The organism is Candidatus Nanosynsacchari sp. TM7_ANC_38.39_G1_1, assembly GCF_004138385.1.
On the sequence record NZ_PQNZ01000002.1, the window covers coordinates 1 to 12,577 of the forward strand.

A 12,577-nucleotide genomic window follows, 5' to 3' on the forward strand; every position below is an offset into this window, starting at 1 on the left:
GTCCCGATTGGTACAAAGAGGAGCAGAAATTTGCTGGTGGTGAAGGTTTGGAGTTGGAAGTTTTTAATGACGCGCCAGAATTAGTGCCGCGCTTCATGGCGGTAGCGATTAAAGATATCGAGGTCAAGCCCAGTCCGCTGTGGCTGCAATGCCAGCTGGTGGCAATGGGCGGTAAGCCGATTAACAACATTGTTGATGCCACGAATTACATTATGCTGATGACGGCGCAGCCAACGCACGCCTATGATTATGACAAATTGCGCGGGTCTACACTCGGGGCGCGGATGGCTCGTGACGGCGAGAAAGTCAGTTTGCTCAATGGCAAAGAATATGAGTTGACGAGTGATGACATCGTCATAGCTGATGGCGAGGGTGTGATTGGCCTGGCGGGAATTATGGGCGGTACCGACACCGAGGTTTCAAATGACACCAAAAATATTGTCCTAGAATGCGCTAACTTTGACATGTATGCACTGCGCCGCACGGCCATGCGCCACGGTATTTTTACCGACGCGCTGACGCGGTTTAATAAGGGCCAGTCGCCGCTCCAAAATGCTGCCGTATTGAAGCAGCTGATGAGTATGGTTGGCGGGGTACAGGCGAGCGAAGTGTTTGATGAGCGCAACGATCGCCTGATGGTCATGCAGCGCGATTCGCGAGTTACATTTGGCTCTGCTGGCAAGGAAACCATCTCGATTTTCGATTGGGGTGCAGTGACTGGCGTCTTAGTGTTGGAAAGTAATTTTGTGAATGAACGTTTGGGCACAGAATTTTCGCCGCAAGAAATCTGCCGTATCTTGAGGAATGTTGAAATTAAGGCGCATGAGGAACCCGAGCCAAATACGCCTTATCAATTTGAAGTAATCGCGCCATTCTGGCGCACCGACCTTGAACTACCTGAAGATATCGTCGAAGAAGTCGGCCGGCTATATGGCTTTGATAAACTACCGCGCCAATTGCCAATGCGCAGTATCAAGCCGGCGCCGAGGAATCTGCGCTGCCAGCTCAAACAAGCGATTCGCCAGAGCCTGTCGCGCGCCGGCGCCAACGAAGTCTTGACCTACAGCTTCGTCCACGAGCGTGTCCTGAAAAACGCCGAGCAAGACCCGAGCCGCGCCTATCGGCTAAGCAACGCTTTAAGCCCTGATTTGCAGTATTATCGCACTAGCGTGCTACCGAGTTTGCTGGATAAAGTTCACGCCAACATCAAAGCCGGCCACGACGAATTCATGTTGTTTGAAATCGGCAAAATTCACGATAAAGAATTGCCGCTTACTGACGAGAATCTGCCAAGCGAGCAGACGTTTGTCGACGGTGTTTACGCTAGCAAAAAGCCGCGAGCCGGCGCGCCGTTTTATAAAGCGAGGAAGCTAGTGGATAGGCTGTTGGCGGATATTAACGTTGAGGCTGATTTTGTGAAAATAGCAGAGTCTGACGCGGATATACCAGCGCCGTTTGACGGCCAGCGCAGTGCTTGGATTGTCGCAAAAAACGATGACAAGCTGGGTATTGTCGGTGAATTATCTCAGGCAGTGCGGCGTAATTTCAAGCTGCCAGATTACACGGCAGCGTTCTCGCTTGACGTTGAAAAATTGCAAGTCTGTTTGGCTGAAAATCGAGAGTATAATTACCGGCCGCTGAGCCGTTTTCCGTCAATCAGTCAAGATATCTCGCTGCGCTCAAGCGTGGAAATTTCTCATGATGAGTTACTGCGAACGGTTCGGCAATGCTTGGACGAGTCAAAAAACCTACATTGCCGCGTACAGACGCTTGGTATATACCAGCCGAAAGACAATGCAGCTATCAAAACTACAACTCTCCGATTAACGTTCACTAGCTATCAGCAAACCCTGACTGACGCTGAAGTCAAACCGATTATGGATAATATTGCGACGGCATCGCTTACTAAACTTGACGCCGAGCGAGTGTAGCTTATTTTAGTTGTTTTTGATTAGAACGCAGCGGGCGTTCTGGCAGGTTGTTGCGCAACGTTACTAGGCTGCGCCGTGTTGGGCGGCCGATAAGTACGCCGAACGAGGCGCCAGCAGCAATGGCTACCGCGATTAGTATAGCTCGCATCAATAACAGAGTACCGTCTGCAGCGGCCGGATTAGCGACTAGCGCCATTAGCCCGTTATATAAGGTTAGGCCGGGAACCAGCGGTACGATACCGGCATCGATGATGGCTTGGCTAGGAATTCTGGTCAAACGTGAAACAACAGTGGCTGTAAAGCCAACAGTAAATCCAGCGACGGCGTTAGCAGGGATAATTATCAAACCTAATTCTGATACAGCTAACAGCACATAATACCCCAATAGTCCGCTGGCGCCAGTGATTAATAATCCAACTGGCCGCGAATTATTACTTAATGCAAATGATGCCGAGATGATGACGGCGCCAATATACTGATAGGTGGTGTTTGTAAAGGATAAGCTGTTAGGGGTTGCGACAAACGCTAAGCCAAACTGCCTGGCGGCGTACAGGCCCATACTTACACCCAGTACAATACCAAGCGTCAACATCACTACCTTTAATAGCCGAGCGCTAGCCGTGACGTAATATTCGTCAATTGCGTCTTGAAAGGCGCCGACAATCATCATGCCAGCTACTAGCAAGACGATACCGCCAACGGTTAATATCGTCGGATCAATCAAAGCAAAAAATTCCCAATATTTATGATTAACTAGCCACAACATACCGGTAGAGACTAACGTGACTGATAACGCGGCAATAATCTGAATGAAAAATGGCGGCAGCGCAGCGCGCCCTAGTAGCTTTATTAGAAGAGTAATTAAAAAACCTATGATAAAGGCAGCCAGGATAATCGGTATAGACGTCGTGTAGAGCGCAACCGAGCCGGCACTCAGGCCGCCGCCAGCAATATAACTGATAATGCCAGGATAGCGCTTATTGTTGGCAATGATGGCATCGAGTTCATTTTCGGCATCATCTAGAGTGACTTTATGGTTGGCAATTTGGCTGGCTAGGTTTTGTAATTTGCGCATTAGCCGGTAATCGGTAGCGCGCGGCGAGATAGTGCGGATCAGTGTCAACGGTTCGCGATCGATGCCGCGGTCTTGCGAGAGCGTAATTTGATTAAAGCTGACATCGATATGTACTTTTCGCTTGCAATATGTGTCGGTTACCCCGAGCGCCATATGCACGACGCTATTCGCTGGCGTGCCCATTGATAGCAAATGGTCTGACATGTTCATAACCAGCCGCAAGGCTCGCATATTCGGCGTCAGTGTCTCATCGATTTTCTCGATATCAACTTGATCAGCATCGTCGGTTGCTGTCAAGATGCTTGTTAGCGAGTGGCGCATAAAGCGAATAAGCGGATTCATATCTTGATTATGGCAAAAAACCTATTAGTATTCTAGAGGCATATGATGTCATTTTCACAACTCCTTCAGCGGGTCATGGTCGCGGTTGCTGGTATGTTGAATGCTATCGAAATTAATCCGCTTTTGCTATACTGATTTAGTATGGGTAGACAGGGGTTATCGCGCGATCAAGTAGTTATTCAACGCCAGAAATATGGTGAGAATCGGTTGCCTGACCGCGAAAATAAAAGCATTGTTAGGCTGATCTTGACAATTATTAGCGAGCCGATGATTTTCTTGTTGCTGGCAGTGGTAGTGGTCTACTTTTTCTTGGGTGATTGGCACGAAACGGTGGTTCTGGCGCTGTCGGTAGTTGGCGTGGTGGCTCTAGAATTGTATCAAGATTCTAAAACTGAGCGAGCGTTGGAAGCGTTGCGGTCATTGTCTGCGCCGCAATGCCAAGTGGTGCGCGCTGGCGAATATGTTACCATTCCTAGCGTAGAGGTGGTAGTTGGCGATATTTTGGTTGTCGGCGAAGGTAGCCGAGTGGCTGCTGATGGTAAGCTCATTGAATCGTCAAACGTCGCTGCTAACGAAAGTATTTTGACTGGCGAATCGCTGCCAGTCGAGAAGACCGCTGGCAACCAAGTCTTCTCTGGTACGGTAATAACATCTGGACACGGACTCGTCGAAGTAACCGCTGTCGGCGAGCATACTGAAATGGGGCGCATTGGCGTGTCGCTGCACGAAATTAAACCAGAAAAGACATTATTGCAAAAGGAAGTTGGCCGAGTCGTGCGCTATATAGCGGTGGCGGCAGTGCTCTTGGCAATGTTATTGACGTTGCTGTTTTGGTTGTTACGCGGCGACTTTTTGCATGGATTTTTGGCGGGACTGACGTTGTCGATTGCGATTTTACCCGAGGAATTTCCGGTGGTCTTGTCGGTGTTTATGGCGCTGGGAGCTTGGCGCTTGGCCAAGAGCAACGTGCTAGCACGCAAGAATCAGACTATCGAGACACTTGGCGGCGCAACGGTGCTTTGCACGGACAAAACTGGGACGCTGACCGAGAATCGTATGGCGATAACTCAGGTGATTGCGATTAGCGGCGAAGAGCCTAACGATGCGCAGCGTAGAGAGATTATTTCTTACGGCATTCTGGCGTCGCAAAAAAATCCGTCCGATCCGATGGAGGAGGCATTCTTGGCGGCAGCCGATGATCTGGCGGCGATTTATAACGGTATGGATATTGTCAAAGAATATCCGCTAGATAGCCATTCGTTTTCGGTAGCGCAAATTTGGGGGCGCGGCGGTAAGCCTGAAATTATAGCGTTGAAAGGCGCTCCGGAGGAGGTTTTTCGACTATGCCGCTTGCCCCGTGAGCAGCAAAGACGACTGCAAGAGATTGCCGACGATGCAGCCGATGACGGCTTGCGTGTATTAGCAATTGCCAAGGTAGTAGCGAAAAACATCGAACCCTCTCGTGATGACTATCAATACGAGCTGCTAGGTTTGGTGGGGTTGTCTGATCCGATTCGTACCGAGGCTAAGGATGCTGTCGCCTTGGCACACCGAGCTGGCATCAAAGTGATTATGCTAACTGGCGACCACGCCGAGACGGCGCGGCGTATCGGCCGCGAGATTGGTTTGAATACTGAGCAGGTGGTAACCGGTCAAGAATTTTTGTCGATGAACGAAAAACAGCAGCGCGAGCTTGTCAAAACCACAGAAATCTACAGCCGCGTCGCACCAAATGTTAAGCTGGCGATCATTACTGCCTTGAAGCAAAACGGCGAAGTGGTAGCGATGACTGGCGACGGCGTTAATGACGGCCCGGCCCTCAAGAGCGCGCATATCGGTATCGCTATGGGCCAGCGCGGTACCGACGTTGCGCGCGAAGCGGCGTCTCTGGTGCTATTGGACGACAACTTTGCTTCGATCGTTCAGGGTGTGCGTATCGGCCGAAGGATTTTTGCTAACTTGCAAAAAGCGGTGATGTATATCATGATTGTGCATATCCCGATTGCTGCGTTGTCAATTGTGCCAGTATTGCTTGGTTGGGAATTGATTTTACTGCCAATTCACATCGTATTTTTTGAATTTATTATTGATCCTGCTTGTACGCTAGTGTTTGAGGGCGAGCCAGAGGATGAAGACGCGATGCGCCAGCCGCCGCGGCGAATTTCGCAGCCATTATTTAGTCGAGCGGTAGTGCTAGAAAGTTTAGCAATTGGCGGCTTGCTGGCGCTGATGGCCGTTCTAATTCATGGCCGCATGCTGGGTAGTGGTGCTTCTAGCGATCAAGCGCGAGCGGTAACTTACTTAACGATAATTCTCGCTAACATCGGTATGATTTTGGCGCTATCCGGCCGCAAAATCATTCGCTTGGCTGTTAAACAGCGTGGCAAGAATGCCTTGGCCATTGTGGTGGTCACGGCTTCTGTCGCCTTGGCGGTGGTCTATAGTCTGCCATTTCTGCGCAATTTATTCAAAATCGCACCGTTGCCGCCAGCTGAATTCGGCTTAGCGGCAACCGCGGCGATTTTTGCGTCGCTGCTGGCGGCAATTGTGCGCAAACTATGGAAATAATCGAGATTTTATGCTATAATGAAAAGATAAACTAGAGAGGGGAAATAATGGCAACGTCAAGGAAGCAACGTGCTGGCATTTTGATTATTGTGGTCGCGACCGTTCTAGGTACGTTAGGATCATTCGCAGTGATGATTTTATCAATGCAGTCAAACAAGCAAGCTCAGGCGGACTACCAAAAAGTTCTAAGCGAGTATAAAAAAGAGCAAACTGCTTACGAACAAAAAAAACAAGCGCAAGCCGACAAGCTGTCAGCTAAATATTACGAGACGTTCAAACAGTATTCTAGCCAAGTTGCAAAGTTCGAAATCGATAGCGTCAAATCGCTAGTGACCGAAGATCTAACAGAGGGCGATGGCGCATTGGTAGACGATAAAACTAATTTTGCGGCTTATTATATTGGCTGGGATGCAAATGGTGATATCTTTGATCAGAGCATTGATAATAATAAGCTGAAAACGCCGTTGCCAGTAAGCGGGTTGAGCACGGCTGGTATAATTAACGGCTGGAAAGAAGGCTTGAAAGGAATGAAAATCGGCGGCGTGCGGCTATTGTCTATCCCAGCTGACAAAGCATACGGCGAGGCCGGCAGCAAAGACTCTAAAGGCAAGCAAATTATCGCGCCGAACATGCCATTGAAATTCGTCGTTATGGCGATTCCAGCGCCAGAAACTATCACTCCGCCAGATATGACGAAGCTGATGAACGCATACCAAGAAGCTCAACGAGCGCAGTAAGACGAGGAGGAAATCTGCATGGAAGATATAAAACCTGTGGTGATGATTGGCGCTGGCCCGAGTGCGCTAGCGGCAGCGATTTATACTACGCGCGAGGGTATTGCTACGACTCTTTACGAGAAGGGCGTCGTTGGCGGTCTAGCGGCAATTACCGATAAAATCGACAACTATCCCGGTTTTCCCGATGGCGTCCCAGGGATGGAATTAGCAGATAATCTGCGCAAGCAAGCTGAACGCTTTGGTGCCAAGATTGATTACGGCGACGTTTCAGCACTGCGCCATCAGGATGGCGTTAATATTTTGACAGTTGACGGTCAAGAGGTTAAAGCTCGCGCTGTACTGATTGCTACAGGCAGCGGTTATAAGAAACTTGGCATTCCTGGCGAGGCAGAATTTTATGGCCGCGGCGTGCATTATTGTGCGACCTGCGACGGTGCTTTTTATAAAGGTAAAAGGTTAGTCGTTGTTGGTGGCGGCAATTCTGGCGTCCAGGAAGCGATGTTTTTGACGCGTTTTGCCGAGCATATTGATTTGCTGGTGCGAAGTTCCGTAAAGGCCAGCAAGACTCTACAGGACGATTTGCAGAAATACATTGATAATGGCAAAATTACCGTACATTTGCAAACAGTAGCGCAAGAAATCGTCGGCGAGGACGGCGCGGTGGCGGCGGTGCGGGCGCTCGAAAACGGCGCAGAAACGACTTTCGAGGCTGACGGCGTGTTTGTTTTCATCGGCTTGAAGCCGAATACGCAGTTTTTGGCGGATAGCGGCGTTGAGCTTGACGAGTACGGCTTTATCAAAACCGACGACCATTTGGCGACGGCTTTGCCGGGCGTATTTGCTAGCGGCGATGTCCGCAGCGGCGCTACCATGCAGGTAGCTAGTGCTGTCGGCGAGGGGGCGACAGCGGCGCTGAGTATCCGCGAGTATTTAGAAAGCGTCAAATAACTGCTGCTATTCGACGTATTTCTTGCGGAAAGCTTCGAGTTGTTTAATGATGGCTGGGTCGCTAGTCTCGAGGGCGATTTCGCGCGTGCCCATGATGCCAGAGCCGCGCATGAAATTGTGCGACCCTGATAATGCTATTTTCGAGCCGTCAGGCATCGTGAAAACAATGAATTTGGCGTGCAGATATTGCGGATGCTGATATAGGGTTTGTTGCCGGCTGGTTAAGGTGCCGAGTTTGATGAGAAGTTTATTGATCGGCGAGGCAGTGCGCCAATTATTGAAATACAATTTGGCATTTTTGCGCTTGAGAATGCGGTTGAGTTTGCCAGTCGGGCAGTACTGCGATACTAGTACGATGTTTTCAGCTTGTTCGGCTAGGTCGCAGGCGCGCTTGTAAATGAGAGAATTAGTTGGCAAACCTTGGTCAACCAGGACAGTCGAGTGTTCGTCGAGGCCAAACATTGAATTGCGAATCGAACCGCCGCGCTTGTCGGCGCGAGCGATAAGGTATTGCTCGTTAGATAGCTTATCAGCTAACACTTTATTATCAAATCGGAACATGTAATCGACATTAGCTAGGCTCTCGTGGTCCATATTGACGCCGCCGCAAGCGTAGACTATGTCGTCAACAATCGACCACTTGCTATGAGTGCGGCCAGTCATTAGCATATTGGCCTTTTGACCGAGCCAGCGAAAAGCCACGCCTGCTCTTTTTAGCCGCCGTTCTAATTTCATGGCGTGAACGGCGCGCGATGGCTGGCGGCGCGGCGAACGCAGAATGAATTCCTTCGGTTCGAGATAAGTGAATGAATCGGCACAAACCGAGGCTGGTACGCCGCGTTCAGCCGCCGCGCGCTCGACGGCAGCGATTACGGCTTCGGTGTGCTTATCATCGGCGCGAAAGGTGGTCGCTACCATATTGACGCGCTGCTTGGCGTTATCAATTTTAACTGCTAAATCCGACATATAGTCTTCTGCTGTCAGTAGCGTCGGACTCTTTTTCTTACTCATATCTCTATTAGTATACTCTATAGCGTAAAAAACTGGTACTATATAGGTAGTAACTGTAAGCAAAGGAGCAATATGGCAGATTTTAATAAAGTTCTTGACCCGGGAGATGTCAATGGCGGGCTAGTCAATACTGTGGTAGAAATTCCCGAAGGGTCGCGCCTGAAAGTCGAATGGGATCGTCAGCGGGCGGCCTTTATGCTGGACCGCGTCGAGCCAAAAATCTTTGCTAAGCCGTGCAATTACGGCTTTATTCCGCAGACGCTTGATGAGGACGGCGATGAGCTAGATACGCTGATTATTTGCCCAGAGCCGCTAACGACTGGCGTGTGGTTGGAGGCGCGCATTATTGGCGTGCTGCGCTTCGAAGATGACGGCGAAGTCGATGACAAAGTAGTCGTGGTGCCAGCTGATAATCGCGACGACGACCGCATCAACTCGCTCGACGACATTCCGCAGCTGGTTAAGCAGCTTGAACATCACTTCACTCATTACAAAGACCTCAAGAAGCCAGGCAGTACTATCGTCAAGGGCTGGGGCGATGTCGAGGAAGCCAAGACGATTGTCAAACAATGCATTGACCGCTATAATAATCAGTAATAAACTTAAACGGAGCAAATTATGGATTATTATGATTATTCAACTTCGACTTATGCGGCTAGCAGCGATGTCGGTGCGGTTGCAGTTGTAATTTGGCTGTTTGTCATCTTAATTGTAATGGCAGTTTCCATACTAATGATTATCGCCATGTGGCGAATCTTCACTAAGGCTGGCAAGCCAGGCTGGGCGTCATTAGTGCCAATATATAACATGGTAGTAATGATGCAGATTGTCGGCCGGCCAGAGTGGCAAGTCGTACTGATGTTCTTGCCGTTTGCCCATATATACATTTCGATCGTGTTACCGCTAGATTTAGCAAAATCGTTCGGCAAAACGACTGGTTTTGGTGTTTTGATGATCTTCTTCCCGGCGATTATGAATCCGATTTTGGCGTTTGGTTCAAGCCGCTATGTTGGCCCGGTTATGCGGCAGCAACCTGTCTACGGCCAGCCGCCGCAGCCTGGGTATTACGCACCGCAGCCAGCTTACGGACAACCGCAACAACCGGTAGCCTATACTCAACAACCGCAGCCATACGCTCAACCGCAACAACCAGCTGCAACGGTTGTCCAGCCTCAGCCGCCGGTAGCTGAAGGTGGACAGCCGCAGCCGCCTCAGCAGCCGCAAGCATAGGGTAGGTAGCGAACCTTAGGTGCAAACTTAGCAAAATAGCCAGAATTTGTCTGGCTATTTTCGTTTTGGCCGCTATTTTTTGTTGCGGCGAAACGGTGCTGTGCGCTGCAATAGGCTGCCAGCGCGGCCTAGTAGCGAGGTTTTTTTGAGCTGGGCCTTGAGCTTCATACGGGCGTGTCCAGTGATGACATATTCGTTCCAGCCGGGCTTTGGGCGAGCGCGCTTGTTGGTTAGAATCTCGACGGTATCACCGTGCTGCAATTTGTAGCTGAATGGTTCCATCTTGCCGTTTATTAGAAATCCGCTTGATTTAGCGGCTAGATCAGAGTGCACGCGGTAGGCAAAATCTAACGGGAAAGCGCCGTCTGGCAGGTCGTAAATATCACCCTTTGGCGAATAAATAAAAATCCGGTCGCCGAACAAATCGACCTTCAAATTATCAACGTCGAAATCTTTACCTTCGCGAATCATCGATGCTGCCGACTGCAAATGCTTAATCCAGTGTAAATCTGTCGGCAGGCTGGTCATTTTGCCCTTGATATAAGCATCAGTTAGCTTTTGCTCATTATAATGAAAACTGGCTGCCAGTCCGCGTTCGGCGTAATCGTGCATCTCGCGGGTGCGGATCTGGAATTCGACCGCTTGGCCGTTTTTAGTAACCACCGTAGTGTGCAGTGATTGGTAGCCGTTGGGCTTCGGTTTCGAGATGTAATCTTTGATTCGCCCAACCATCGGCTCGTACATATTGTGCAGTTCGTTGAGTACCAGATAGCAAGTGTCGATGTCGTCAACGATAATCCTTAGCGCGATCAAATCGTAAATATCGTCGATGTTGGGGACGCGCTTCATCTTCTTATACAGGCTGTAGGTACTCTTGACGCGGCCGTCGATTTGGTGCTGGATTTTCTCGTCGCTGAGGCGCGAATCGACAGCGCGGCGGACGGCATCTAGCTTGCGTTGAGATTTCTTTAAGCGGCTATCCTTGAGGGCGACAGTTTGGTTGTATTCCTCGGGCATTAAATATTTGAAGCTCAACTCTTCGAGCTGTACGCGCAGTCGCCCCATATTTAACCGATCGGCTAACGGTGCGAAAACATCCAGTGTCTCGCGAGCGATTTTCTTCTGCTTTTCCGGACTTTTGAATTGCAAAGTTTGCATATTATGCAGGCGGTCGGCCAGCTTGATGATGATCACTCGCACGTCTTGGCCGACAGCGATGAGTAATTTCGTCAAATTATCGGTAGTACTTGGCAAATACGATTCGAGGTTTTTCATGCCGGCGCGGGCTTGGCTAACCTTGGTGACACCGTCAACCAGAAAAGCGATATCCCGGCCGAATAGCTCGGTGATTTCCTCTAGTGTAGCATCAGTGTCCTCGACTGTATCGTGCAGTACGCCAGCAATCACCGAATCAATATCCATGCCCCAGTCGACCAGCATAGCAGCGACTTGCAGCGGGTGAGTGATGTACGGCTCGCCGCTCTTGCGTAGTTGCCCGTCGTGTTTATCGGTAGCATAATGGATTGCTTTTTCTAACAATGCGACCTGCTCTTCACTGTAATGGCTTCTAGCCAGATTAACCAGCTCGACCTCGTTCATAGCCTTATTATAGCAAATTTGCCAAAGCTATTGCGCTTTTGCTAAAATATTAGCAAAGATGGCTTAATCAAGGAGTGGGCATGGTGAAGATAAAGGTAGCGATTAACGGTTTTTGCCGGGTTGGCCGCAGTGTTTTCAAAATTGCGCAGAGCCGTTCAGATATCGAAATAGCGGCTATTCGGACGCATCTGAGCGCCGAGCAGTGCGCTTATCTGCTGAAGCACGACTCGATTTATGGCCATTATGCCAAGGCGATTGGCACTGGCGACGCGTCGCTATATGTTGGCGACCGGATCATTCCTATCATAAGCGACAAGCGGACAACCAAATTGCCGTGGGACGACCTCGGTATTGATGTTTTGATTGATGCCGGATGCCAGACTGATGCTGCTGAACTACGCCGCCATCGGACAGCTGGCGCTCGGCGCGTGGCGTCGTTGTCGCAGTGCGCTGATTTTGCGACGATCGTCATGGGCGTCAATGACGGATTGGTCAATGTCTCGACGGATATTGTCTGCAGCGGCGATGCGGCGATTAGCTCGGTAGCGCCAGTCATTGCAGCGCTTGATCAAGCGGTTGGTGTCGAGGCGGCAACGATTACAGCGACTGGCAATTATCATTTTGCTGGTTCGCTATTAAAGACTGAGCGTCTGGGCGACAGCGACTTGGTGGCGATGGCGGCTGATTACGGCCAGCGATTGCAGGCAGTTTTGCCAAATGTTGCGAGCGCGGTAAGCGGGCTTGCAATTAGCAGCCGCCAGTACGGTAACGTTGGTCTATCAACGGTTTCGCTGCTGCTGCGCGAATCAATCGCGGCCAAGAAAATAAACGAGATTTTAACGCATGCTGCCCGCGAACCGCTGTATAGCGGCATTTTGGCAGTTACCGACAAAGAGCTGGTAGCCGAGGATTTTCGCGGCAATAGCTACAGCTCGACAGTTGATGTCGGCTTGACGTCGGTGGTTGCCGTGCGATTGGCGCAAGTGTCGACTTGGTACGATGGCGAGTGGGCCAGCGCTAACCGTTTGGTCGAGTTGGCGGCTGAAACTGGACGNTANGCGCGGAATGTGCAGTAAGCTTACTCTTATGATAGGATTAACAAAATCCTACTCTAACGGGGCTTGCCAGGGGCGCGC

10 protein-coding genes are annotated in these 12,577 nt (G+C 50.2%); 7 read left to right on the plus strand and 3 right to left on the minus strand.

Annotation, left to right across the window (positions count from 1 at the left end; genetic code table 11):
* Positions 1 to 1,931 (plus strand): phenylalanine--tRNA ligase subunit beta (locus G1ANC_RS00200; protein ID WP_164997940.1); only part of this gene is annotated, 1,931 nt, incomplete at its 5' end.
* 1 nt (position 1,932) lies between these two features.
* On the opposite strand, the gene G1ANC_RS00205 is transcribed toward G1ANC_RS00200, so the two are convergent.
* Entirely contained in the window at positions 1,933 to 3,348 is a 1,416-nt protein-coding gene (locus tag G1ANC_RS00205; RefSeq protein WP_129693032.1) for a threonine/serine exporter ThrE family protein, read from the minus strand.
* Between the two features lie 141 nt (positions 3,349 to 3,489).
* Here G1ANC_RS00205 and G1ANC_RS00210 point away from each other — a divergent pair, with 141 nt between their 5' ends.
* Genes G1ANC_RS00210 through G1ANC_RS00220 form a run of 3 tightly spaced genes read left to right on the plus strand, consistent with a single transcriptional unit; the run spans position 3,490 to position 7,601 of the window.
* Positions 3,490 to 5,916: a cation-translocating P-type ATPase gene (locus tag G1ANC_RS00210; RefSeq protein WP_129693033.1), complete on the plus strand. Its 2,427-nt coding sequence runs from the start codon at positions 3,490 to 3,492 to the stop codon at positions 5,914 to 5,916.
* Between the two features lie 47 nt (positions 5,917 to 5,963).
* On the plus strand, positions 5,964 to 6,653 hold the full coding sequence (locus G1ANC_RS00215) for an FKBP-type peptidyl-prolyl cis-trans isomerase (protein WP_129693034.1): 690 nt from the start codon (positions 5,964 to 5,966) through the stop codon (positions 6,651 to 6,653).
* Positions 6,654 to 6,671: 18 nt separating this feature from the next.
* Entirely contained in the window at positions 6,672 to 7,601 is a 930-nt protein-coding gene (locus G1ANC_RS00220; RefSeq protein ID WP_129693035.1) for an NAD(P)/FAD-dependent oxidoreductase, read from the plus strand.
* 6 nt (positions 7,602 to 7,607) lie between these two features.
* On the opposite strand, the gene G1ANC_RS00225 is transcribed toward G1ANC_RS00220, so the two are convergent.
* A complete protein-coding gene (locus G1ANC_RS00225) occupies positions 7,608 to 8,612 on the minus strand; it encodes a phosphatidylserine/phosphatidylglycerophosphate/cardiolipin synthase family protein (protein WP_129693036.1) in 1,005 nt (334 codons plus the stop codon).
* 72 nt (positions 8,613 to 8,684) lie between these two features.
* On the opposite strand from G1ANC_RS00225, the gene G1ANC_RS00230 reads away from it, so the two are divergent.
* Together G1ANC_RS00230 and G1ANC_RS04210 are read left to right on the plus strand one after the other, a co-directional pair.
* On the plus strand, positions 8,685 to 9,209 hold the full coding sequence (locus tag G1ANC_RS00230; protein ID WP_129693037.1) for an inorganic diphosphatase: 525 nt from the start codon (positions 8,685 to 8,687) through the stop codon (positions 9,207 to 9,209).
* Positions 9,210 to 9,230: 21 nt separating this feature from the next.
* The gene (locus G1ANC_RS04210; RefSeq protein WP_195157085.1) at positions 9,231 to 9,842 is read left to right on the plus strand and encodes a DUF5684 domain-containing protein; all 612 of its coding nucleotides are present in this window, start codon (positions 9,231 to 9,233) and stop codon (positions 9,840 to 9,842) included.
* A 72-nt stretch (positions 9,843 to 9,914) separates the two neighbouring features.
* On the opposite strand, the gene G1ANC_RS00240 is transcribed toward G1ANC_RS04210, so the two are convergent.
* Positions 9,915 to 11,441 carry a bifunctional (p)ppGpp synthetase/guanosine-3',5'-bis(diphosphate) 3'-pyrophosphohydrolase gene (locus tag G1ANC_RS00240; protein ID WP_129693038.1) on the minus strand — a complete coding sequence of 509 codons (1,527 nt, stop codon included), beginning with the start codon at positions 11,439 to 11,441 and terminating at the stop codon, positions 9,915 to 9,917.
* An 80-nt stretch (positions 11,442 to 11,521) separates the two neighbouring features.
* On the opposite strand from G1ANC_RS00240, the gene G1ANC_RS00245 reads away from it, so the two are divergent.
* The gene (locus G1ANC_RS00245; protein ID WP_129693039.1) at positions 11,522 to 12,517 is read left to right on the plus strand and encodes a glyceraldehyde 3-phosphate dehydrogenase NAD-binding domain-containing protein; all 996 of its coding nucleotides are present in this window, start codon (positions 11,522 to 11,524) and stop codon (positions 12,515 to 12,517) included.
* Positions 12,518 to 12,577 lie beyond the last annotated feature (60 nt).